Source organism: Ammoniphilus resinae, from assembly GCF_017873965.1.
Classification (GTDB): Bacteria; Bacillota; Bacilli; order Aneurinibacillales; family RAOX-1; genus Ammoniphilus_A; species Ammoniphilus_A resinae.
On sequence record NZ_JAGGKT010000002.1, the window covers coordinates 206,207 to 229,582 of the forward strand.

Below are 23,376 nucleotides of genomic sequence, written 5' to 3' on the forward strand. Positions count from 1 at the left end.
CCTTTTTTACAAGTCTCATTATCCTTTTGACCACCTTTGTGACTTTCCCTTTGGAAAATTGGTCTGATTTATGGGAGAAGAATCTATTCGATTTCCCCTACATTGCTCTGACTTTGCTGTCTGTCGCGGGAGTCGGGATGTTTTTCGGCATATTTTATGGACTGTTTTGGTCAGGAAAGATCCGCATGATCAACCATCAATTAGATAGTCTGCTGAAAGGGCAGCGACTCGATCCAGAACAAACGGAACCGATCACAGAACTTAAATCAATCCACAACTTAATACACCAAATAGATGAAAAACAAATGAAGCAAGCGGAATTATCCCAGCAGCTAGCAACCAAACGGGCGGAAGAACGAGAGAAAAGCCTGCAAGAAGTCGTCGTGCAAGAACGAAACCGGTTAGCAAGGGAACTCCACGATTCTGTCAGTCAACAGTTATTTGCTGCTTCGATGATGATCTCGGCAATGAATGAAACAACCCAGCTTGGGGAACCAAGGATCAACAAACAGCTGGTGATGATAGAAAAGATGATTCACCAATCCCAACTGGAAATGCGGGCTTTACTCTTACACCTTCGTCCCGCGGCTCTAAAGGGGCGAACGCTGCAAGAAGGAATTCAGGAATTGCTAAAGGAGCTTGTGCAAAAGGTTTCGATGGAAGTGGAATGGAAGATGGAACCCATTCACCTGGAGAAAGGGATTGAAGACCACCTGTTTCGGATTTTGCAAGAGGCTGTTTCTAACACGTTACGCCACGCAAAAGCGAATGCACTGCACTTGTTGTTAATTGAACGCGACGGGTACATTATTATGCGCCTAATTGATGACGGGATTGGTTTTGATGTGAATAAAGCAAATAAACCAAGTTCATACGGATTGCAAAATATGCAGGAACGCGCCCTCGAAATTGGCGGTCAATTCAAGATTGTCAGCTTGGAAAATCAAGGGACACGGATCGAGGTAAAAGTGCCTGTGATGAAAACCAAAACCGAAATTAAAGGAGGTTAGCAAACACATGATTAAGGTATTAGTTGCCGACGACCACGAAATGGTTCGGATCGGGGTGTCTGCCTACTTGTCCGCACAACCGGATATTGAGGTCATCGCAGAGGCCGATGACGGTGACCAAGCTGTCGAGCAGGCCCTCCAGTTAAAACCGGATATCATTTTGATGGATCTGGTAATGAAAAGAATGGATGGGATTGAGGCGACTAAACAAATTATGGAAGTAAACCCGCAGGCAAAAATCATTATCGTCACCAGCTTCCTTGATGATGAAAAGGTCTATCCAGCATTAGAAGCAGGGGCAACGAGCTATATTTTAAAAACCTCCAAAGCTGATGAAATTGCCAAAGCGATCCGCGCGACACACCAAGGCCAAACCGTTTTAGAACCAGAAGTTACCGGGAAAATCATGAACAGGATGCGTCAAAAAAAGGGGAATGAACCACATACCCATTTAACTGAGCGAGAGCAGGAAATCCTTTTATTGATCGCTGAGGGTAAAAATAATCAGGAAATCGCAGACCAATTATTTATTGCTCTAAAAACCGTGAAAGTCCATGTCAGCAATATTTTAGGAAAGCTTGGTGTAAACGACCGGACCCAAGCTGCCATTTACGCATTTAAGCATGATTTGGTTGAATAATAGGCTGCCGAAATGACCGGCGGCCTATTTTTTTAGATTTTCCTGGGCAAGTCGAACCATCTCTTTGACCATATTGCCCCCAATTTTCCCGCCAATTTTCCCCGCGTCTTTGGCCTCAAGATGTCCGTTGTATCCTTTTTGTAAAGGAATACCCATTTCCTTCGCCACTTCATATTTCACTTCACTAGGCTGATCTACATCAATGCCATCCTTTTTCATTACAGCAGTTTTCCATTGATCAAGTGCTTCTCGAGCGCCAGGAACAAGCAAGCGATTGCGATTTGTCATGGTTGCCTCCTTTTTTATATTTAGAATTCCCTTTGGGGGAACAGGTATCCAGAATGTGATTTCTTCCTTTGGTTAAATTAAATAAAAATCGGTTTTGAAGGAGCGATCGACATGAAAAAAATCGCCGCAATTTCCCTCACCTTCCTCCTTTCCTTATCCTTATTGGGCTGTAATGATGATCAAGAAAAGGCAAAAGGGGAGGCTAAAAAGACTGAAAAACAAACGGTTAATGGAGCGCGTGTCACAGCAAATAAGGAGAAAGACCGTCTAGTTTTCAACCATGCTGCTTCGATTAAAATAAAAGACCAATTACAGGAAGTACCCGGCCTCGATGACCCGATTGTTGTAGTTCACGGAAAAGATGCGATTATCGCTTATCATTCCAAAGGAAATCCAAAAAAGATTGAAAAAGACGCGCAGAAAAAATTAAAAAAGGATATGCCAACATACTATCTTCACTTTGTTTCTGACCGCACTGGTTACGAAAAGGTGAAAAGGCTGTATCACGATACCATTGAGTCGGAAGGAAGACCGATCGAAAATTTAAGTGATCACTTTAATGGCATGATTCCTAAAAGGTAAGAATAAAAGCCCAGACCGGGCTTTTTATTTTGGGATGATTCCGATTTCATTTCCAAGACAAAAGAATGATTGACCGATTAAACCACCAACGGTAAGATATAACGAGCAGAGGGAAGAGGAAACAGAGTATTTGTGGCTTAAATGAACGGGGATTGAGCGGGCAGAAATACATCTGTTGTTTAATTTTGGCGAAATCAGTTGGGAAGAGTCGAAAGAATTACGAGGATGTGCCAACTATATTGAAAGCGTTATCTTGCCTAAACATGTAAAATGGAACTATAAATCTATATAGGACACGATAAACAAGTCATCCTTTTTAAATTTAATATAGAATGAATAGTGACGGAGAGTGAGATCAATTTGAAATCTATTACAGTCGGAAAGTTAGCGAAAAAGTTTTCATTAGAAGTTTTAGCAGGGGAGAATCATTTGCAACGGGAGATTACAAAATCGAAAGCACATCGTCCCGGGTTGGAATTTGTCGGGCATTTTGATTTTTTCCCAACGGAACGAGTCCAGGTGCTAGGAAAAAAAGAGATTAATTATTTACATAAGTTAACCGTTGAAGAACGAAAATTGCGCATTGGCAATATTGTTAAATACCACCCACCATGCTTTATTGTGACCGCGGAGCAAGAAGGATTGACTTACTTAAAACAATATTGCATTCAGGAAGGCATTCCATTGTTACGTACAACCGAAGCGACTTCTGTATTTATTGCAAAACTCGATGCCTACATGGTCACGGCTTTGGCCCCGGAAATTGCCATCCACGGCGTTTGTGTCAACGTCTCTGGAATTGGCATTTTACTGCGTGGGAAATCGGGTGTCGGCAAAAGCGAAACTGCTCATACTCTCGTTCGCCGGGGTCATCGATTGGTAGCTGATGATATTGTTGTGTTAAAGAAGCTCAGCCGCCAAACCTTGCTCGGCACACATAATGAGAAAAATAAAGAGTTCCTTGCCCTTCGCAGTGTAGGCTTATTAAATGTGGTAAGGCTCTATGGGATTAAGGCCTTTCAAGATGAAAGCCGTATTGCCCTCGACATTGAATTGGTCAAATGGGAGAAAGATTCTCTCTATAACGAACTGGAATTAGAACCCAAATATACCGAATACATGGACGTTCGGGTCCCACATATTCAGATCCAGCTTCAGCCCGGCCGTGATGTCGCCGGCTTAATAGAAGCTGCAGCTAACAACTGGTACCTGCAGCAACAGGGATACAGTGCCGCAGAGGAATTTATGAAACGGTTAGAATTAGAGGAGGAGTAAATGGCGAAAGTAGAATTACAACAGCAAATTCCTGAACAGTCTCGGGTCAGTATTATTCTGCTTGTTTCGGGGATCATTCTTATTGCTTCAAGTTTACGTGCGCCAATTACCGCTGTTGGTCCCTTGGTTGGGGCCATTGTGGCCGACACGAACTTATCCAATGCACTGGTAGGCCTGCTTACGACTCTGCCACTGCTAGCCTTTGCTGGACTTTCCTTGCTTGCTCCAAAAATCGCTCATCGCTATGGGATCGAATCGACATTGTTGATGGGCCTTGTCATTCTGACACTAGGGATTGTTATCCGTTCTCTGGATTCCATGGTTGCCCTGTTTTTGGGAACCGCCATTCTAGGGCTAGCCATTGCAACCGGCAATGTACTGCTACCTAGCCTGATCAAACGTGACTTTCCTTATAAGATTGGACTGATGACAGGAATCTATACCTTATGTATGAATGGTTGGGCAGCGATTGCATCAGGAGTAAGCATCCCCTTGGCAGAGGGAACAGGTCTAGGTTGGCGAGCTGCCCTCATGTGTTGGGCCCTTCTTTCGGCCATCGCTGTTATCGTTTTCTTCCCGCAGACCCGCTTTCGACACACCGTATCGATCCCAACGAGATCACAGACCGGACGCCTGTGGAAATCAAGTCTTGCTTGGCAAGTCACACTTTTTATGGGTCTGCAGTCCATTGGCTTTTTCTCCATGGTCTCTTGGCTTTCGGAGATCCTTCACGAACGAGGGATGGATATAGCCTATGCGGGCTGGTTGCTTTCTTTTATGCAAATCGTCAGCCTTCCTGCATCTTTTATTTTTCCTATCCTCGCGGCAAGGTTTACAAATCAACGATTACTTGTTGTCCTAATCGTCCTTTTCCTGCTTATTGGCTATGGGGGGATTCTTAGCGGCGGAACATCCTGGTTGCTTCTGTCGATTACACTAATGGGCTTCGCCCAGGGAGCGGGTATTAGTCTGGCACTTACTATGTTCGGACTTCGTACCTCCACACACCAGCAAGCTGCCGAATTATCCGGAATGGCCCAATCTATCGGGTATCTATTAGCATCTACCGGACCCGTCCTATTTGGATTTTTGCACGATTTGACACATAGCTGGACAGGATCCATCCTCATCCTCGTCTTCGCAGCTATATTACAGCTGATTACAGGGCTTGGGGCGGGCAGAAATGTAAAAATCCCTGTAGAGGATAAGGCGATGGGAGTTTAAGGCGTTGGTGTATACGATAGCCGTCGTTTAGGAATAATAGCTGTAAATCTCTCAAAGGAGAATTCCATGGAAGATAAAAAGCAAACAGCGGATCTTACACAGGTGTTAGAGGTTATAAACGCAAAAGGCGATCAAGACGAATTAGAGGCCATCGTAGAAGAAAAAGAAAATGTTAACAAGAAATACCAATACCCACATTCCTAAAAGTGGGTATTTTTTTTGAACTTCTATCAATCTTCCTAGCAAAATGATAATATTGAAATATCATAATCTTGTTTACGAGAAAGGTGGTATTTATTTATGGATAAACAACAAATCACCCAAGCTGCCGAGGTATTATTTGAGGCTGAACGGCAGCGCCGTGAAGTGGAGCGGGTTTCTCTTGAGCATCCATCTATGGATGTTGCAGACGCTTATACGGTAATGGAAGCATTGATTGCTAGAAAGGAAGATGTCGGGCAGAAGGTGGTAGGTTACAAGCTCGGTTATACAAGTAAGGCGATGCAGGAGCAAATGGGAGTTGATGATCCTATTTATGGACTGCTATTTGATTACATGATGATGAAAAATGGCGAGGATTTAGTATTTGAACAACTTATTCACCCAAAATTAGAAGCAGAGATCGCCTTTGTGATGAAGAAAGATTTGCAAGGTCCAGGGGTTACCCGCGAGGATGTTCTTGAAGCTACGGATTACGTGACACCTATATTAGAAGTGGTCGACAGCCGTTATTTGAATTATAAATTTAAAATGGTTGACGTTATCGCTGACAACAATTCGGGGGCCAGAGTAATTGCCTCTCAAAGCAAATTCCAGGTTCGTGACGTGAATCTGCCGGAAGCAAAAGTGGTCCTTAAGCAAAATGGGAGCGTGGTCCAAACCGGTTCGGGCACGGATGTTATGGGACATCCAGCCGATGCCATTGTGTGGTTGGCTAACTACCTGAGTGAACATGGGCGTAAAATCCAAGCAGGGGACTTTATTATTTCCGGCGGGATGACCAGAGCGATTGATCTAGCTTTACATGATCATATTGAGGCTGATTTCGGCTCGTTAGGGATTGTTGAGTTTAAGATCGTTTAGAGGAGAAAAGGGACGGGTCCACAACGGGTAAATAGGGGAGAGTTTAGACTGTCGATGAAGATCATAACGCCTCTTAGAATCCAAGTGATTGATCTTCATCCGGGTTATGAAGATCAAAAAGCATCTTAGAATCCAAGTGATTGATCTTCATCCAGGTTATGAAGATCAATACGCCTCTTAGAATCCAGGTGATTGATCTTCATCCGGGTTATGAAGATCAATACGCCTCTTAGAATCCAGGTCATTGATCTTCATCCGAATTATGAAGATCAAAACGCCCCATCTCACTCCTCATCCTTCAGCCGCTGACTCTGCAGCTTCCGAATCATCCGTGTCGTCCATTTGCGCGGGAGAAAACGGACACCGAAGGTGCTCAATTTATTTTGCAAGCCGGGAATGATTAGCGATTTTCCTGAAAGAAGACCCTCGTAAGCAAGCCTAGCGACCTGTCCCGGATTCATCAATACTCGTTGAAAAGCTTTAGTCTGACGAAATCCGGCGCGCTTTTCAAACTCGGTAGAGGTAGGGCCTGGACATAATGCGGTAACACTCACACCCGTTCCCTCCAGTTCACTGGATAAAGCCTCTGAAAAAGAGAGGACATAGGCTTTGGTAGCATAATAAACAGACAAATAGGGGCCGCCAGGCTGAAACGATCCGGTGGAGGCAACAAATAGAATGCGGCCATTGCCTTTCTTAACCATCACAGGCAACAGGCGTTTCGTAAGGGCGGTGAGGCCCACGATATTAAGCTGTATCATCTGTGCTTCCTCTTCCCAAGAGGTTGAGAGAAAAAGACCAAACACCCCAAACCCAGCATTATTGACGAGTATATCAATTTCAATACCATTTTCTGCAAGCCAACGGCATAGCTGATCTACACCGTCAAGTACTGATAAATCCAGTGGCAACACCATAATCTCCGCTTCATATTCCTTTTTTAATTGGACCGCGAGATCAAGCAACCTATTCTTCCGCCTAGCAACCAGAACAAGTCGGTAGCCATCTCTGGCAAACAGTTTTGCCAATTCTTCACCAATTCCACTGCTGGCTCCCGTGATTAAGACGATTTGTGGCATATTACATCCCCCATGAAAAATATTATCAACAAAGGATACCATTTCCACCTCCCCTTCGAGAAATCCTTCTACTTTTCTTTACAGGAAGAATATGGTACGTTTGAGGTGGAGGGAGACTAAACATGAGGCAGCTTCGTTTGTATCTGGAGTTTTCAAGGAAAGCGTTTCAACGTTCAGCCGCATATCGATTTGATGCGTGGACACGCCTGTTTTCCAATGTCATTTTTCTATTTATGTGGGGCTTCATTTGGTTTGCATTATATAGTGGAAAAGGGGATGTCGAGGGCGTCAGCTTTGAATCGATGTTGAGCTATATTGTGGTCAGTCAGATGCTGCAAGGGGTTCATGGTGCCGGCACTCCGTTGTGGGAAATTCAGGAGCGGGTGCGAACCGGAGATATCGCGATGGAGATGATGCGCCCTTACGATTACCCAACAAGAAGCCTGTTTTCAGATTTTGGCAATATTGCTTTTCACTTTCTTACGGCAGTGTTGCCGTTGTACGTCGTTTTATTCGCTCTGTTTGATCTACAAATACCAACTTCTATGTCCCAGTGGATCCTTTTCCTTCTATCAGCCGTATTGGGCTATTTGATCCGCTACAGTGTAGAGTTGACCTTTGGATTATTGACGTTTTGGCTAATGGAAACGGGTGGGGTCGAAGATATTTTCTATTTTTCCATTTCCCTATTTTCTGGTTCAGTGATTCCTCTATGGTTTTTTCCTGACTGGCTGGAGACATTGGCCTATTTTCTTCCGTTTCAAGGTATCTTTTTTGTTCCAAATTCCATTTTCGTTGGACAGCTGACAGGACAGGCGTTGATCGAGGCTATGCTGATGCAGGGGATCTGGCTTGTGGTTTCCTATGTGATTTTACGCTGGGTTTGGTCAAGAGCAGCCCTGAAAATTGTCGTCCAAGGAGGATAAATTTATGTCATTTTCGTCCTGGGTTCGCGGAACCCGGCTTTATTTTCATATGGTAGCTGCCAGCATCCGTGCGCAAATGCAATACCGGTACGGCTTTTTCATGAACATCTTAGGATGGGCAATGAGCTATGCAGGGACAGCTGTTACGATGTGGGTGATGCTCTATTCCTTTCAATCCCTTGAAGGATGGAGTTTTTGGCAATTGATCTTTCTGTTTGCCTTAGCCGTCCTTTCCTGGGGAGTTTGTGTGATCTTTTTCTTCCATTTTCGCAGTCTTGATCAATATATTTTGAACGGCACCTTTGACCGGTTCCTAGTTCGACCGATTCACCCTTTCTTTCATTTCATGGCGATGAAGTTTGATGTGGGAGCATTTGGACAGCTTCTATTTAGCATTGCTGCAGTTACACTTGCTTACATTCAGCTCGGTCTCGATTGGCCATTTTGGAAATGGGGTGTTTTTACTTCGGCGGTGATTGGCGGGACACTTATTCAGGGAGGCATTCTGGTGCTCATATCAGCTATTGCTTTTTGGACAACACGGTCGGAACGTTTTTACTGGGTTGTGATGTTCCCCGCCAAAAGCATGATGAACTATCCGCTTTCCCTTTATCCTCGCGCGATACAGTGGGTGGTTACATTTATTCTTCCGTTTGCCTTTGTGAACTACCTACCGGCCTTGCTATTACTGGATAAACCTCATCCTTCCTTTTCTTCCTATTGGGGGGCATTTAGCTTCGCGGTGGGATTGGTCTTTTTTTCGATTTGCTACCAGATCTGGATGATGGGCCTGAACCGATACAAGAGTGCAGGGTCGTAATGTTGAAAGGAGTCTTTGAATCGTGGGGATTATTGATGTAAACCATTTATCAAAGCAATACTTCATTGCCAAGCGTCAAGAGGGGATGTGGGGGGCAGTGCGTAGCCTCTTTCATCGTGAATACATAACGAAAACGGCCGTTGAAGATGTATCATTTTCCATTGAAGCGGGGGAAATGGTTGGTTATATCGGACCAAATGGGGCCGGAAAGTCAACAACGATTAAGATGCTCACTGGGATTCTAGTTCCTTCTGCTGGTGATGTGACTGTGGGTGGCCTCGTCCCGTATCGGGAACGGCAAAAAAACGCCCGCCAGATTGGAGTCGTTTTCGGCCAACGGAGCCAATTATGGTGGGATTTGCCTACGATTGAATCATTTGAACTGCTGAAACAGGTTTATGCGATTTCTGATCAACAATATCGAAAAAACATGGATACTTTCACAGAAATCCTACGTTTGGATGAATTTTATCAAACACCTGTGCGTCAGCTTTCCCTTGGGCAGCGGATGCGTGCCGATATTGCCGCATCCTTATTGCATGATCCAGCTATTCTCTTTTTGGACGAGCCAACGATCGGCTTGGATGTAGTGGCAAAAGAAAGGATGCGGACCTTTATTCAAGAGATGAATCAAGAACGGGGGATTACCGTGATCTTGACTACGCACGATATGGCTGATATTGAAAGGCTGTGCAAGCGAATGATCCTGATTGATCAAGGGCGGGTCATGTATGATGGCGGGTTGTCCAAAATTCGCGATCGTTTCGGGAAAAGCAGAATTCTGATCGTCGATTTGGAAAAGGATACGCAGTTGCAGGTGCAGGGAGCGGAATTGATCCGAAGTGAGGGGAACCGCAAGTGGCTGCGCTTTAATCGTGAGGAAATAACAGCGGCACAACTGATCCAGCAGGTGTCTATTCAGGCCGATATCCAAGACCTCTCCCTTGAAGAACCGGAAATTGACTCAATTATTCGTCAGATGTATGAAGAGGGGCTGTCAGTGGGGTAGCTAGCGGGGGGTTACCCCCCTAATTTTTTATAGATGCGATCTTTTTCCTCGGGGATAATAACTTTTTTCTCGAAGAGTTGATCAATAATCGTCTTGATATCATTCCCGTACAAATCTATCCCGGAAAAACCGATTCTTTTTATTTTCAAGCGTCTAGACACAGACAGCAAAAATTCACGAACATACTTTACCTCTTCATGCGTCAAAGGGCGACCCTCCCAATGGATCTGCTCCTGGTATGGAAAAGGAATTATTTCTCCCATCGAACTAACCTCACATATCTAGAATCTTCTATCTATAGTCTAATAGTATCCTCCCAACTTGTTCTGGTCAATCTAAGGGTGGAGGTGTTCTTTCATGCTTGAATTACAAATGATCCTTAATCGATTAAGTGAATTAGAGAGGCGTGTACAGATTCTTGAATCATCACAAAACTTTTCGCCATCCTATGGGCAGCAACAGCAGATGGCCTATCCCACCTATCAGGAGCAAATCATCGCTGTGCGGAAAAATGAGAACGGAAACATTATCGCCGTCATGACAGACCAACAGCGCATCTTGCAATATGATCAGGCACTTGCTGAGGCAAAAGCGGGAAAGCTTGCCCATGTAGACGTGTTTCATAAATATGGTCGAGATATCCTTCGTTCGGAACCAGATGGAATCAAGGAGAATAACCTGGACAATCTACCTTTGTTTTAGTTGATAACGGAAAAATATTCCGTTATCATGGGAAAACAAAGCAAATCTGAGCGATTAGCGGAAAGATGTTCCGTTATGTTTGTTTATTCTACCGTTTGGAGCCTAGTAAACCTACAATAGCGGAAATTTTTGCCGTTATCCTCCTATTTTTCAACTGAAAATGATTAATAACGGAAAATTTTTCCGCTATACAATTAATTAAACCTACAAAATGGGACAACTATCCCATCAGATTAGATAAAACAAACTGTTTAAAAAGGGATTAGATCCCTTTTTTTCAATAAAAGAGGAGACCAAACCAATGAAAGTCATTTTTCTTGACCTTGACGGAGTCATGATTACAGGATCTAATCAGAAACTTAGCAGCGAATATGATGGATATGTGTTCACACCCACAAGTGTCGAGCACCTGAAGCAGATAATCGACCAAACGGGCGCCTTCATAGTCGTTACATCTACCTATCGAAAAGCGGGGTTTTCCTATTTAAAAAAGATGTTTGAGGCAAATGGGATCACGGAAGGACTCATCGGTCAGACGCCCGTCCTCGCCTACCACTCACGGGGCAGGGAAATCCAACAGTATATCGATGAATCACAGCTGGACCCATCCTTAACGGTAGAAAAGTTTGTCATCATCGATGATCATGATGACATGGGAGAGCTCATGCCCTTTCTAGTCCAGACCAAGTGGCACAGCGGCCTTGATGAAGAAGCGAAGAACAAAGCGATACAGATGTTACTAGATTAAAAGGAAAAAGGTGTTTTCATTGCAAACCTATATTGTTGTGGGGGCGGGGATTCTCGGTGCCTCCACTGCTTATCACCTGGCAAAAGCGGGTGCACAGGTGACCTTGGTGGATCGCCAGGATGAGGGACAAGCGACGAATGCCGCTGCGGGAATTATTTGCCCATGGCTTTCGCAGCGCCGCAACAAGGCCTGGTACCAACTCGCAAAAAATGGAGCACGATACTATCAAACTCTCATGAATGATCTGCACGTGATCGGCGAAATGGATACCGGGTATAAGCAGGTAGGGGCGATCAGTTTGCATACAGATCAAGCTAAACTAGACAAGCTGGAAGAAAGGGCCTATCAGCGGCGTCAAGACGCACCGGAAATTGGAGAGATTACACGGCTAACCACAAGTGAGACAAAAAAATTATTCCCCCCACTTGCGGAAAAATTCAGTTCCGTCCATGTGAGTGGAGCCGCTCGAGTCAACGGCGGAGCGATCCGTCAGGCTTTAGTGAATGCAGCTAAAAAACACGGGGCTAATTTCCTTCGCGGGGATGCTACCTTGGTTTGCGAAGGCAGTCGGGTCATTGGCGTGCAGCTTGAGGGGGAGGTTCTGGAATCCGACCAAACCATTATCACCACAGGAGCCTGGACCAATGACTTGCTCCAACCACTTGGAATCCCGCCCTTTGTCCATTTTCAAAAAGGACAGATTGTCCATCTTCGAATGCCTCGTGCGGATACAAAAGCATGGCCTGTTGTAATCCCGCCCACTGATCAATATCTTTTGGCTTTTGAACACGGGCGTGTCGTAGTAGGAGCAACACATGAAAATGACACAGGTTTTGATTGCCGGGTAACCGCTGGCGGAATCCATGAGGTTTTTCAAAAGGCACTAGAGGTTGCCCCGGGATTGGCGAGCGCCACGGTGCTGGAAACAAGAGTGGGTTTTCGTCCGTTTACCCCTGGATTTCTTCCGGTTATTGGAGCTTTGCCAGGATATGAAGGGCTCCTCCTAGCTAACGGGTTGGGTGCATCTGGGCTGACCATGGGGCCGTATCTGGGGTCCGAACTGGCCAAACTTGCCCTCGGGGCCCCCACAGAAATCGACCTCAACTTATACGACGTAGCGGGAGCAATCGGTCCTTAACTCTCCAGCAAAGCCCTTTTCGCTAACAATTTGAGTACAGAATCGTCCATCGGCGGATTGTGCAGCCCAGCCCTTACATCGCGGTACCATCTTTCCAATGGGAGGGAACGCGACAAGCTTGCCCCTCCGACGATGCGCATGGCCGCGTCAACGATCTCAAGCGCGGTGTTGGTGGCAACTTTTTTCGCTAACGCGCGCTCCGGTTGCAGCGCGATGCGTTGGTCCGGATGTTTGTCCCACCTGTCAGCGACGGAATAGAGTAGCGTTCGCGCGGTAATCAATTTCTCTTCCATGATTCCGATTTGACTCTCAATATGCGGAAGTTCAGCGATTGGACCAGGAAGACTGTTCGGGCGATAATTCTGCGCGTAGTTCACAGCAAAATCACGTGCGGCGTAAGCTATTCCTAGGTAACAGGCGGGGATATGGAGCAACCACCCATCTCCGTCGCTTTTGGTTTCTGACTTTTTCCGAAGAAGCGCGTCACTTGGTACAAAGACATGATCAAGCAGCACATCATGGCTGCCAGTGGCCCTCATTCCAATCGTGTTCCAGGTCTCCTCGATGCTTACCCCGTCCTGTTTGCGTACAAAGAAGAGGCCGACTTCATCTTCGTCCGCCATATAAGCTGAAACGATAAATTGATCAAGTGCAGGACTTAAGGTACTAAAACTCTTCCGACCCGTAATCAGCCATCCTCCCTCCGTCTCTTCTACAACCGTTTCTGGCCTACCGCCCCGTGTGGGGCTTCCTGTTTTCGGTTCACTGGAAAAATGGTTAATCATCGCCCCCTCCGCGACAACATCCCGACAAAAGCGTTCAAACAGCTCTTCTGGCCAATCCCTGGTGTAGCGATAGTGGTGAACCAGCCCAATATGCCAACCAACCGCAAGGGCAGTAGAGCCATCTCCGCGCGCCAACCGTTCTTGTGCGAGGACCATTTCGTACAAGGAAATCTCATCACCGCCATATTTTTTCGGAACCGTCAACTTAAGATAACCTGCTTCCTTCAGCCCCGCAATATTATCAAAAGGGAAGGACCCTTCCAGATCATGTTTCGCTGCCCTGCCGGCAAATACTTCGGCTAATCGTTCAACCATAGCGACAAGTGCTGCTTCCTTTTCATTCCGCACAAAATAATCGATATTTTTCATGACTTTCTGACCACCTTTCTATAACTATTATAAACAAATTCATCCTAGCTGCAGGGGTGCATTCTCATCTAAAGGAAAATTATTCCGCTACTCTGGTAAAATAAAAAGATAACTCGTTTTGAAAAGGTGGTTTCATATGATTGCAAAACATTGTACCGTATATCCGATTATCGTACCTACACCATACAACTTAAAAAGCTTTAATTTTTATCTGGTTGAGGAAGCCGGTTCACTGAGCTTAATCGATGCTGGGGTAGATACCGTAGATGCTTGGGAACTTCTAAGGCAAACCTTAACAAAACACGGATTTGCGTTTTCAGACCTAAAGCAAATCCTCGTTACACATAACCATCATGACCATATCGGATTAATTAATCGAATTTGTGCCCAGCAGGCGGTCCCAGTCTATGCTCACGCCGAAGCAATTCCAAGGATGAAGCGGGATCCAAAGTTTCTTACGATGAGGATTAAGTTCTTCGAACAGCTTTATCGTGAAATGGGATGTGGTCCCATGGGAGAAAAGCAGATTGAGAAGTTAAAGGAAGCTGTTCATAACAATCAGCATCAGATGATTCGAACTGACATCCTCCCATTCACTGGATCCGATTCAATTGGTGATTTCCAAATCATCGAAACACCTGGGCATGCTCCTGACCATGTTTCCTTCTTTGATCCAAAGAAAAAGTGGCTTTTTGTCGGGGACCATCTTATCCAGCATATATCCAGCAATGCCATCGTTGAACCTGACCAACAAGGACAACGGATCCTTACGTTAATTCAATACAAAGAATCCCTGCAAAAATGCCTAACCATCGATGCAGAGATCATCTTTCCCGGTCATGGCGAACTGATCCGCAATCACCAAGAACTGATTCATCGGCGGTTAACCCGAATGGATCAAAAAGCAGAAAAGATGCTGGAGTTGCTTGCAAGTGGACTTTCCACTGCCAATCAGCTTGCTCAAACCTTGTACAAGGGAAAATATGAAAGTGAATTTTCCTTAGTCATGTCAGAAATCATCGGTCATCTCGATTATTTGGAGGCAAATGGCAGGATTCAAAAAGATCAAAAGGATGGGGTCTGGCAATATTCGCCATTAAATTAATGTAACCTACAGCCCCTGTTAAACGTCTACCTTATATATTAGGAGAGGGGTATCAATCCATGAAAAAGGCAATTCTAGCCTTCACTGTAATCACAAGTTTGTGTACGTCAGGTCTGCCGGCATCTGCTGTGACGGATCCTGTGACGACGATTTCCCATTTTGAAGCAAACAGCCTGATCACGTCCGATGGGTCTTACTGGGTGTGGGGCGGGCAACAATCTGTCCCGACACAAGTACACGGGATCGATGATGCCGTAGAATCGTTCGAGAGCCAACTGGTTAAAAAAGAAGATGGGTCGATCGTATTCGTCGAGCGGGACCTGTATTTGCCATCGGACATCACCGTACATCCCGTTCCAGGACTCAGTAATATAACTTCTGTCCATGCCAGTTGGAATGAACTTCTAGCGACTGATCAAGAAGGACGGGTGTTTGTCATTCCCTACTCAGGTGGACGTCCAATTGCGTCGACAATCGGTAACGTAACTCAAGTAGAAGGGATCGATCAGGTAAAAGAAATCTTCAGCTTTTACGAGGTAGATGATCATTACAATCACACCATGCGCTGGATTTTCCTGAAAAAGGACGGCACCTTGTGGAGAAATACGTCGGGGTTAGAAGGATTTGAGCAGGTCCGCTCGTTATCAGGCATCATTGAAATTGAAGAAAATCTTGCGTTAAAAGAGGATGGAACCGTTTGGTCTTTTCCCTTAAGACCCATTTCCTCCAATGACCCTGTGAAAGTCGAAGGTCTGCCAACCATCCAAAAAATTGCAACAGATGAAAGAAGTAATGCGGCGATCGATCGGGAGGGGAAGCTTTGGTTTTGGGGTGCCACGCTAACAGGTTCTTCGGATGGTACCCAAGTGCATTTTCAATCAAAACCCGTGCGGCTAACCGGTATTCGCAACGTTGCTGAAGTGTATTTTATCGAACGCACACTGATTGCTTTGACGAATGATGATCAACTGTATGCTGCTTCCATCAACCGCGAAAAGATGCCTGCCAATGCTAAGTTTGAGCAGCTTACCTCTGGCGTGACAGAACTTCAACCCAGTACACGACATTTGATCCTACGAAAGTCGGACGGCACCTTATGGGGTTGGGGAGTGAATAAAAATGCACAGTTAGGATTTGGCGATTACGAATTTATGTACAATAAGCCAGTACCCATGCAGCCTCCTGTGACGATTGTGCTCAACGAAAAGTCCGTTTCTTTAACCAATGGCGTAATTATTCGTAACGGCCAGGCCTTTATCCCGCTTCGATCCGTCTTTGAACAATTAGGGGCAATTCCAACGTGGAATGCAGCGAATCGGACGGTCACAATCGAACAGAAAAAGAATGGAACACCGCCAATTCGGATCGTCGTCAATTACACGACTGGGAAAACCCTCGTAAACGACCACCCGATCATGCTTGCTAATGATCCCTTTATTATACAGGGAATTTCTTATTTGCCACTTCGCTTCATTAGTGAATCGCTTGGAGCAAAGGTCGACTGGATCAAGGAGCAGCGAAAAATCGTGATTACAATGTGATTATGAAATATTTGTTACATAAAGATAGATTGGTAAATGATGTGAATTTCATCACATAAGAAGTGAGGCTCCTCCTTTATACTGCTAATAAACAATAGTAAAGGGGAAGGGCCCCTATGAAAAGCACAATCTTTCAATCCGCACCCGTACCAATGTTGCTTTATAAAGAGAAAATTTTATACGCCAATCCTGCCTTTATCGAATTGACTGGGTACCCCGAAAACGAAATCTATAAAATCGATTTATGGGATTTCATAGAAGAGGAATCGAGAGAAATCATTCAAGAGGCGATAAAGAATCGTGCTTTAAACCAGATGCCTAAAGCAGAGTACCAGTTTAAACTTTATACTAAGTCAAAAGATACCCGATGGATTCATTTAGTCGCTACAACCATCTTACTAAATAACGAATACATCGGGTTTGCTACTTGTTTTGATATAACGGAGCAGAAGCACCTTCAGGATCAATTGAAATTAAAAGATCTGCTTTGGACCAATATCTTTAACCAACATAGTGCGATTATGCTGCTCGTCGACCCCGAAGCAGAAGGAACCATTGTTGATGCAAACCCCGCTGCTTCACAGTTTTATGGTTACTCCATTGATCAACTGAAACAAATGAAAATCAGTGAGATTAATGTCCTGCCTATTTCACAAATAACTCACAGCTTGCAAGAGGCAAAAGAAAATCAAAAGAAAGAATTCCGCTTCAAACATCGCCTTGCCAACGGGGAGATACGGGATGTTCAAGTCTATTCCAGCACTATTCTCGGTATGGATAAAAAGCTTCTTTTTTCCATCATTCACGATATAACAGACCAAGTCATCTATGAAAATGAACTCGTTCATCTAAATAAAAAATTGAAAAAAATCTCATCACTAGATGGATTAACCGGAATTTATAATCGCCGGGCTTTCGATCAGTTTATCCTTCATAGTTGGCAGGGATGCAAGCAACTTTCTTTAATCATGGTGGATATTGATCAATTTAAAAAATACAACGATACCTATGGACACCTGCAAGGGGATGAGTGTTTGAAACAAGTCGCGGAGGCATTGGTGAGTTCAGTCCAACGATCCGCGGATTTGGTGGCAAGGTACGGAGGGGAAGAGTTTGCCGTCATTCTTCAAAATTCAAGCAAAGCGGGTGTATTGCATGTTGCCGAAAAACTGCGAGATCAGGTCGAATCACTGCGTATCCCACATTCAGCTTCCGACGTGAGTGAGTTTGTAACGATCAGCCTTGGTGTTTGTCATGCCGAATCGGCTGACTCAATTGAGGATCTGATTGTAAAAGCCGACCAGGCCCTTTACCTTGCCAAAAATAGAGGACGAAACCAGGTGGTGATGTATGAAGAAACGGGATGATTGAAATAGCGGAAAATATTTCCGTTATTTCAATCATCCCCTAGCCAGCCTTTTTTCTTAAACCACCAAAACATGCTTATCCCGATAAGCGCCATGAATGCGAGCACGAGATAGTATCCATAGTGCCAGGACAACTCGGGCATATTCACAAAGTTCATCCCATATACGCCAGCAATAAATGTTAAAGGAATGAAAATGGCCGAGATGATCGTCAAGGTCATCATAATGTTGTTCATCCGATTGGAATTCAGCGATATATAACTGTCCCGAATATCTGACGTCACATCGCGATTCGATTCAACCATCTCCGCCAGCTTTAATAAATGGTCGTAGATGTCGGCGAAATACATCTTTTGTTCTTTCGGTATCTCAATCCTTTCCGAATTTAAGATTCGATAGAGAAGGTCTCTCATTGGAAAAACACTTTTCCTTAGCCGATGCAGATCTCTTCTGATATCAAACACTTCATTCATCAAAGCCCGATTCGACTTTTGCTCCAGCTGCTGGATCTCGTCTAGTCGATCCTCGATTTTATATAGAATGGGGAAGTAATTATCGACTATTTTATCCAACAACAAATGAAAGACATTCACCGGTTTCATGTTTTCAAGGTTTTCCCCATTAAGCACCCGCTCCCAGGTTGTTTCCAATTCTGCAGATGTTTTTATATGAAAGGTTACGAGATAATTCTCCGCAAGAAATACATCCACTTCCTCTGGGCGAAGGGTAATCGGGTTGAGTCCGTCCACCACAAAAAACCGGTACCCTTCATAATAGTCCAATTTGGGGCGTTGCAGAAATTGAAAACAATCCTCAATAGCCAGTGGATGAAATTTAAAATAGGTGTGCAAAATTTTCGTTTCCACATCTGTAGGAAAATGGAAATCCACCCAATACCAAAGAATGTCGGGATTTGTTAATTTTTCAACTGGCATATCAGTGGCCAACTGGCCATTAGTACTTATTGCTAATGTCCTTATCAAGCTATGACCTCTTTTTGGAGTTTTAAAAGATAAAATTCCCATTTTCAGACAAGATATGCCTATCGAACAAAGACTCGCAAATCCTTTCTTTTTTGATCAAGCAAGATCAGATAGACGACATCAAAGAAAAACGTACTGATATAGAAAAACATCAACAAGGTAGAAGTGGGGTAGAGAGAATAGCACAAAAAGGACGCCCCGATCGTTCCGACTAGTTTAAAAATGGCAATATAGATGGATTGCCCCTTTAGGTGGTTTCTTCTAAAGAGCATCAAGATAAACAAGATTGACATCATAAGATTTAAGCCATAGGCAGAAATGGCAGTCCCAAATTCAGAAAACTCCAGTTTCATCGTATAATGTATGCCAAATGATAGAACCAAGGTGACCACCGCGGTTGGGACAAATAGTTGCTCCGAGAGCGGTTTAGGCAGTTCACTCTTTGAGTACTTGATAAATTGATAAAAAATAATCAAATCCAATCCAAACCAAATAGAATTAATATAAACCTGTCCGTAGTCGAGGGGAAACAAAAAGGAATAGATAAACTCCCATGTCGCGTTCCCGCAAAGGGCAGCAAAAGGCATACCACAGCTTTTATCTTTAAACCCTTTATAAATCAAGACCAAGTAGGTAAGAATCCAACCCATACCCATTACCATTTGTAAAAATATTTCCATTTCAAAAGGAAATACATGTGCTCTGACCACATCCTCGAACCCCTTTATATAAGGTTATAGTAGATTATACAAACCAGGACTGATTTTCATTACTTTGAATTTTTCCAAGCGAAGGTATTGCCTAAAAACAAAAAATACTATATGATATAAACAAGGTATTAACCTTGCAAAATACGTCTAAAAAGGAAGCCCCTTTACGAACCCGTATAAAGCTTGGTTACCGATTTAAAATGTAGAATTTAAAAGAAAAACTGAGAAAAATGCGAAACTCTGGGCGCTCAGAGGTTACAAGTATTTGAAGCCAGTTATATCACTCCTATTCATCATAGGGAGTGTTATGACTGGCTTTTTAAATTTCCACAAGAATATTGGAGGTAAAAAAGATGAGTACACTAATTTTGGAGAAAAAACGACCTTTCATACAAAATCAACCAGGATTTAAGATATCTACCCATCCGGAACATGATCGTTTGTACCACATCCAATTGGATGATGCTGTAGTTGCTGAATTTTTCCAGGCGACAACCGATGCCATGCCGCAAAGATTGCAGTATGTGCCCTATGCAAGATTATTGATGTCCCATAAACTCAATGAAATAGCAGGTGAGGGTTTTGCCGAAGCGCTTCGGGGGATTGTTAATGACCGGGAAAGCGGTGGATTTACCATTGGGGTGCAAAATCAGACAAGCAATCCGGATGATTTTGTCCGCTTCGGAACAGCCATCTCTCATTTGATAGGAATTCCCAACCTGGATGCCATGACGGGCACCTTTTATGCAAGATTTACGGTGAAGGATACAGACAGCAGTGATTCCTATCTACGGCAAGCATACCGTCTTTTTACTCTACACACCGATGGAACGTTTGTTGATGAACCCACCGATTGGCTATTAATGATGAAAATGCAGGAACAGCATGCAAAAGGTGGGGAATCTCGCATCCTTCATCTTGATGATTGGGAGGACCTAGAGAAGTTCTCCCGCCACCCACTGGCAACTTATAAAATGACCTATAAATCACCACCAAGTAAAAATGTCGAGCAAGTGATCCAACGCCAGACGTTCTATACACGAAACAACAAGCCTTGTATGTGTTTTATTGATCAATTCGCTCACCCAGAAACCATGGAGCAGGCCGTTTATTTAAGTGAAATGTCTGGGTCACTTGAAAACAGTCCGGCAACCAAAGCCATGCCGCTGCCGATTGGTGACTTGATTGTTCTCAACAATCATTTCTGGATGCATGGAAGGGCGCCATTTGAGAAGAATCCTGAGTTATTCCGGGAGCTCATGCGCCAGCGTGGTGTTTTTGCAACAACATAATAGTGAGGGTGCTAATTACCTTCTATCCATCAGACAATAGCGGAAATTTTTCCGCTATTTTTGATTTCCGGACAGATTCTAACCAAATAAAGGAAAATTTTTTCGTTATTAGAGAGCAATGAGAAGGTATTCATAATCTAGTTGCCAAGATACTAGCTCTCTCCTAAAATAAAAAGCAGGTAAAAAAGTAGAGGGAGCAATTCGGAATGAAAAAGGAACTGGAAAATACGATTATCCAAAATTATCAACGGGATGAAGGCATGATGATCCTTGTCTTTGCCCAGTGGTGTGTGAATCATGGGTTGAATCCTCAGGAGATATACCTCAAAGCATACCCAACACAAGGGAAAAATCAACTGTTAAGCCAAATGAATGAACTTACCGTACCAAAGGAAGAGGCCGGGGAAATTCCTGATCAAACCCTTCTCAATGTTCTTTCGATGTTTGGCAATGAGGATTTGGCTTTTGTTGTCTCCGGGATTATTGCCGAACGGAAAGAATAAGCGGGATATAGTGCCATGTCCTCTTCCTGGTGTCATATAAATAAAGGAGAAACCTATATTCCTCGCGAAATTAGTCCTTATCGATAAAATTGAAGGGAAGTGCAGCACGTGCCTCCATATACTGATCAAGAAAATGGGGTATTCCACTCGGTCTGTCCGTTGGACTGCCCGGACGCTTGTGCCCTCCATGTTACGAAGAAGGACGGAAAAATCGTCAAGGTCTCAGGAAATCCCGATCATCCGATTACAAAAGGCACCATCTGCCATAAGGTGCGGCATATGGCAGACCGAATCTATCATCCTGAACGTGTCCTTCACCCTTTGAAACGAGTAGGGCCAAAAGGAAAAGGGGAATTTCAGCGGATTTCGTGGGAGCAAGCGATCACTGAGATTGAAAATCGCTATCGAAGCATTATACAAGAACATGGTCCAGAAGCAATCCTTCCTTACAGCTATTATGGAAATATGGGGTTTGTGAACGCCGATGGGATGGATCGTAGATTTTTCCACCGCTTGGGATCAAGCCAGCTTGACCAAACGATCTGTAGTATTGCTGGAAACGTTGGCTACAGCTATACCATGGGGGTAACAGGTGGAATCAGTCCTGAAGAAACGGTCAAATCGAAGTTAATCATCGTTTGGGGCGGAAATCTGGTCAGCACAAATATGCATCAGGTCGTCCTAGCCGAACAAGCCAGGAAAAACGGCGCGAAAATCGTTGTCATCGATGTTCACAGGAACCAAACGGGAAAGTGGGCAGACTGGTTTATTCCTATCCATCCAGGAACCGATGCTGCTTTAGCGCTCGGGATGATGCACCTCCTGTTTGCTGAACATTTGGTTGACGAAGCATTCATGGAGCAATATACGTTTGGATGGAAGGAATTGCGAGAGCACGTAAAAGAATATCCACCTGAACGGGTATCCCGCATCACCGGCGTACCCGAGGAAGACATCATCAAACTGGCCAAAATGTATGGGGAGATCTCTCCTTCTTTTATTCGGATTGGAAACGGACTCCAACACCATGACAACGGCGGGATGAACGTTCGTACCATTGCTTGTCTGCCTGCCCTAACCGGACAATGGGCCCTTGAAGGTGGAGGAGCAGTGAAAAGCAATGGCTGGTACGGGCAGGTGAACTTTTCCGCCTTGCAAAGACCTGAATTAAGATCAAATAAACAGGCAAGAACAATCAATATGAACCAGATTGCTGACGCCCTATTGGACCTGAATCCCTCCATTCATGCCCTATTCGTCTATAACAGCAATCCGGCGGTAGTCGCGCCAAACACAACCAAAGTCCAACAAGGCTTAATGCGAGAAGATCTATTCACCGTGGTTCATGATCTGTTTATTACGGATACAGCTAAATACGCCGATCTAGTGCTACCAGCGACTTCCACTTTCGAGAACACCGATTTATATAAATCCTACTGGCATCACTATATGCAATTGCAGGAGCCCATCATCCCGCAGCAAGGGGAAAGTGTCTCGAACTTTCAACTATTCAAAAGCTTAGCCAAGGCGTTTGGCTTTGATGAAGAAGCATTCGATGATACAGAAGAGGACCTGATTGAACAGGCCCTGGATTTTCCATCCAATCCCTATTTGCAGGGTGTGACATTGCGAGCATTGAAAGAAAAGGGTTGGGTCAAACTACATATGGAAGCAGGAAAACCCTTCCTAAAGAAACTGCCAACAACAAGCGGAAAAATCGAGCTATATTCAGAATCGATGAAAAAAAAGGGAATGCCTCCCTTACCAACATATGTGCCACTAGAAGAAGGGTTTGATACGGAGTCAGATGTTAGAAAGGATGAACGTTATCCCCTGATGTTTGTCACGCCGCCAAACCATCAGTTTCTGAATTCAACTTTTGCCAACGTAAAAAAACATCAATATCTGGAGAAACAACCACTACTGCAAATTCATCGGGTAGATGCTGCCAAAAGGGGAATTATTGACGGTGATCTCGTTCGAATTTTCAATGATCGCGGCTACTGTGTTTTACCGGCAAAAGTATGTGAAGATATGCTGCCGGGCACACTGATTAGCCAAGGACTATGGTGGGGCGGGGAACTTCAAAACCGTGTCAACCATTTGACCTCCACCCGAGTAGCCGATATGGGTGGAGGAGCCACCTTCTTTTCTACTACGGTCCAAGCAGAGAAAACGGAGGAAACCTAGCTATGGA

General features: G+C 44.4%; 25 protein-coding genes. 19 read left to right on the forward strand and 6 right to left on the reverse strand.

Going from position 1 to position 23,376, the window contains the following annotated elements; genetic code table 11:
• The first annotated feature begins 50 nt into the window (after positions 1-50).
• Together J2Z37_RS05020 and J2Z37_RS05025 are read left to right on the forward strand one after the other, a co-directional pair.
• On the forward strand, positions 51-1,010 hold the full coding sequence (locus J2Z37_RS05020) for a sensor histidine kinase (RefSeq protein WP_342453782.1): 960 nt from the start codon (positions 51-53) through the stop codon (positions 1,008-1,010).
• 7 nt (positions 1,011-1,017) lie between these two features.
• A complete protein-coding gene (locus J2Z37_RS05025) occupies positions 1,018-1,650 on the forward strand; it encodes a response regulator transcription factor (protein ID WP_209809133.1) in 633 nt (210 codons plus the stop codon).
• Positions 1,651-1,674: 24 nt separating this feature from the next.
• On the opposite strand, the gene J2Z37_RS05030 is transcribed toward J2Z37_RS05025, so the two are convergent.
• A complete protein-coding gene (locus J2Z37_RS05030; RefSeq protein ID WP_209809134.1) occupies positions 1,675-1,938 on the reverse strand; it encodes an alpha/beta-type small acid-soluble spore protein in 264 nt (87 codons plus the stop codon).
• Positions 1,939-2,049: 111 nt separating this feature from the next.
• Here J2Z37_RS05030 and J2Z37_RS05035 point away from each other — a divergent pair, with 111 nt between their 5' ends.
• From J2Z37_RS05035 to J2Z37_RS05055, 5 genes are all read left to right on the forward strand, one after another.
• The gene (locus tag J2Z37_RS05035; protein ID WP_209809135.1) at positions 2,050-2,520 is read left to right on the forward strand and encodes a YhcN/YlaJ family sporulation lipoprotein; all 471 of its coding nucleotides are present in this window, start codon (positions 2,050-2,052) and stop codon (positions 2,518-2,520) included.
• A 360-nt stretch (positions 2,521-2,880) separates the two neighbouring features.
• Positions 2,881-3,795 (forward strand): HPr(Ser) kinase/phosphatase, encoded by a 915-nt coding sequence (gene hprK, locus J2Z37_RS05040; RefSeq protein WP_209809136.1) that lies wholly within the window; start codon positions 2,881-2,883, stop codon positions 3,793-3,795.
• Positions 3,796-5,019, forward strand: coding sequence for a CynX/NimT family MFS transporter (locus J2Z37_RS05045; RefSeq protein ID WP_209809137.1), 1,224 nt, complete (start codon positions 3,796-3,798; stop codon positions 5,017-5,019). It abuts the gene before it with no gap.
• 66 nt (positions 5,020-5,085) lie between these two features.
• Complete coding sequence (locus J2Z37_RS05050; RefSeq protein WP_209809138.1) at positions 5,086-5,223, forward strand: hypothetical protein; 138 nt, start codon at positions 5,086-5,088, stop codon at positions 5,221-5,223.
• A 96-nt stretch (positions 5,224-5,319) separates the two neighbouring features.
• Positions 5,320-6,102, forward strand: coding sequence for a 2-keto-4-pentenoate hydratase (locus J2Z37_RS05055; protein ID WP_209809139.1), 783 nt, complete (start codon positions 5,320-5,322; stop codon positions 6,100-6,102).
• A gap of 284 nt (positions 6,103-6,386) precedes the next feature.
• Here J2Z37_RS05055 and J2Z37_RS05060 read toward each other — a convergent pair whose 3' ends face one another.
• Positions 6,387-7,181: an SDR family NAD(P)-dependent oxidoreductase gene (locus J2Z37_RS05060; RefSeq protein ID WP_209809140.1), complete on the reverse strand. Its 795-nt coding sequence runs from the start codon at positions 7,179-7,181 to the stop codon at positions 6,387-6,389.
• A 122-nt stretch (positions 7,182-7,303) separates the two neighbouring features.
• Here J2Z37_RS05060 and J2Z37_RS05065 point away from each other — a divergent pair, with 122 nt between their 5' ends.
• The 3 genes from J2Z37_RS05065 to J2Z37_RS05075 are packed head-to-tail and all read left to right on the forward strand — an operon-like array spanning position 7,304 to position 9,936.
• A complete protein-coding gene (locus J2Z37_RS05065; protein ID WP_209809141.1) occupies positions 7,304-8,107 on the forward strand; it encodes an ABC transporter permease in 804 nt (267 codons plus the stop codon).
• A 4-nt stretch (positions 8,108-8,111) separates the two neighbouring features.
• Positions 8,112-8,927, forward strand: a complete 816-nt coding sequence (locus J2Z37_RS05070; protein ID WP_209809142.1) for an ABC transporter permease — start codon at positions 8,112-8,114, stop codon at positions 8,925-8,927.
• A gap of 22 nt (positions 8,928-8,949) precedes the next feature.
• Positions 8,950-9,936, forward strand: a complete 987-nt coding sequence (locus tag J2Z37_RS05075; protein ID WP_209809143.1) for an ABC transporter ATP-binding protein — start codon at positions 8,950-8,952, stop codon at positions 9,934-9,936.
• Between the two features lie 11 nt (positions 9,937-9,947).
• Here J2Z37_RS05075 and J2Z37_RS05080 read toward each other — a convergent pair whose 3' ends face one another.
• Positions 9,948-10,142, reverse strand: a complete 195-nt coding sequence (locus J2Z37_RS05080) for a hypothetical protein (RefSeq protein ID WP_209809144.1) — start codon at positions 10,140-10,142, stop codon at positions 9,948-9,950.
• Positions 10,143-10,293: 151 nt separating this feature from the next.
• Here J2Z37_RS05080 and J2Z37_RS05085 point away from each other — a divergent pair, with 151 nt between their 5' ends.
• The 3 genes from J2Z37_RS05085 to J2Z37_RS05095 all read left to right on the forward strand — a co-directional run bounded on the left by J2Z37_RS05085 (position 10,294) and on the right by J2Z37_RS05095 (position 12,524).
• On the forward strand, positions 10,294-10,638 hold the full coding sequence (locus tag J2Z37_RS05085) for a DUF3892 domain-containing protein (protein WP_245203585.1): 345 nt from the start codon (positions 10,294-10,296) through the stop codon (positions 10,636-10,638).
• A 301-nt stretch (positions 10,639-10,939) separates the two neighbouring features.
• Positions 10,940-11,386, forward strand: coding sequence for an HAD domain-containing protein (locus J2Z37_RS05090; RefSeq protein ID WP_209809145.1), 447 nt, complete (start codon positions 10,940-10,942; stop codon positions 11,384-11,386).
• 19 nt (positions 11,387-11,405) lie between these two features.
• On the forward strand, positions 11,406-12,524 hold the full coding sequence (locus J2Z37_RS05095; RefSeq protein ID WP_209809146.1) for an NAD(P)/FAD-dependent oxidoreductase: 1,119 nt from the start codon (positions 11,406-11,408) through the stop codon (positions 12,522-12,524).
• Here the strand turns inward: J2Z37_RS05095 and J2Z37_RS05100 are convergent.
• The gene (locus J2Z37_RS05100; protein ID WP_209809147.1) at positions 12,521-13,678 is read right to left on the reverse strand and encodes an acyl-CoA dehydrogenase family protein; all 1,158 of its coding nucleotides are present in this window, start codon (positions 13,676-13,678) and stop codon (positions 12,521-12,523) included. The two genes, J2Z37_RS05095 and J2Z37_RS05100, sit on opposite strands and share 4 nt — an antisense overlap.
• Before the next feature lie 136 nt (positions 13,679-13,814).
• Between J2Z37_RS05100 and J2Z37_RS05105 the strand changes: the two genes are divergently transcribed.
• The 3 genes from J2Z37_RS05105 (at position 13,815) to J2Z37_RS05115 (ending at position 17,691) form a co-directional block, all read left to right on the forward strand.
• On the forward strand, positions 13,815-14,783 hold the full coding sequence (locus J2Z37_RS05105; RefSeq protein ID WP_209809148.1) for an MBL fold metallo-hydrolase: 969 nt from the start codon (positions 13,815-13,817) through the stop codon (positions 14,781-14,783).
• Between the two features lie 59 nt (positions 14,784-14,842).
• Positions 14,843-16,324 carry a stalk domain-containing protein gene (locus tag J2Z37_RS05110; RefSeq protein WP_209809149.1) on the forward strand — a complete coding sequence of 494 codons (1,482 nt, stop codon included), beginning with the start codon at positions 14,843-14,845 and terminating at the stop codon, positions 16,322-16,324.
• 116 nt (positions 16,325-16,440) lie between these two features.
• Positions 16,441-17,691, forward strand: a complete 1,251-nt coding sequence (locus J2Z37_RS05115; RefSeq protein ID WP_209809150.1) for a sensor domain-containing diguanylate cyclase — start codon at positions 16,441-16,443, stop codon at positions 17,689-17,691.
• 29 nt (positions 17,692-17,720) lie between these two features.
• On the opposite strand, the gene corA is transcribed toward J2Z37_RS05115, so the two are convergent.
• Both corA and J2Z37_RS05125 read right to left on the reverse strand, forming a co-directional pair.
• Positions 17,721-18,674 (reverse strand): magnesium/cobalt transporter CorA, encoded by a 954-nt coding sequence (gene corA / locus J2Z37_RS05120; protein WP_209809151.1) that lies wholly within the window; start codon positions 18,672-18,674, stop codon positions 17,721-17,723.
• Between the two features lie 59 nt (positions 18,675-18,733).
• A complete protein-coding gene (locus tag J2Z37_RS05125; protein ID WP_209809152.1) occupies positions 18,734-19,384 on the reverse strand; it encodes a transmembrane-type terpene cyclase in 651 nt (216 codons plus the stop codon).
• A gap of 353 nt (positions 19,385-19,737) precedes the next feature.
• Here J2Z37_RS05125 and glaH point away from each other — a divergent pair, with 353 nt between their 5' ends.
• The 3 genes from glaH (at position 19,738) to J2Z37_RS05140 (ending at position 23,369) form a co-directional block, all read left to right on the forward strand.
• Positions 19,738-20,676 carry a glutarate dioxygenase GlaH gene (gene glaH, locus J2Z37_RS05130; RefSeq protein ID WP_209809153.1) on the forward strand — a complete coding sequence of 313 codons (939 nt, stop codon included), beginning with the start codon at positions 19,738-19,740 and terminating at the stop codon, positions 20,674-20,676.
• Between the two features lie 206 nt (positions 20,677-20,882).
• Positions 20,883-21,179, forward strand: coding sequence for a hypothetical protein (locus J2Z37_RS05135; protein WP_209809154.1), 297 nt, complete (start codon positions 20,883-20,885; stop codon positions 21,177-21,179).
• A gap of 108 nt (positions 21,180-21,287) precedes the next feature.
• Positions 21,288-23,369 carry a molybdopterin-containing oxidoreductase family protein gene (locus tag J2Z37_RS05140; RefSeq protein ID WP_342453783.1) on the forward strand — a complete coding sequence of 694 codons (2,082 nt, stop codon included), beginning with the start codon at positions 21,288-21,290 and terminating at the stop codon, positions 23,367-23,369.
• Positions 23,370-23,376: the final 7 nt, after the last annotated feature.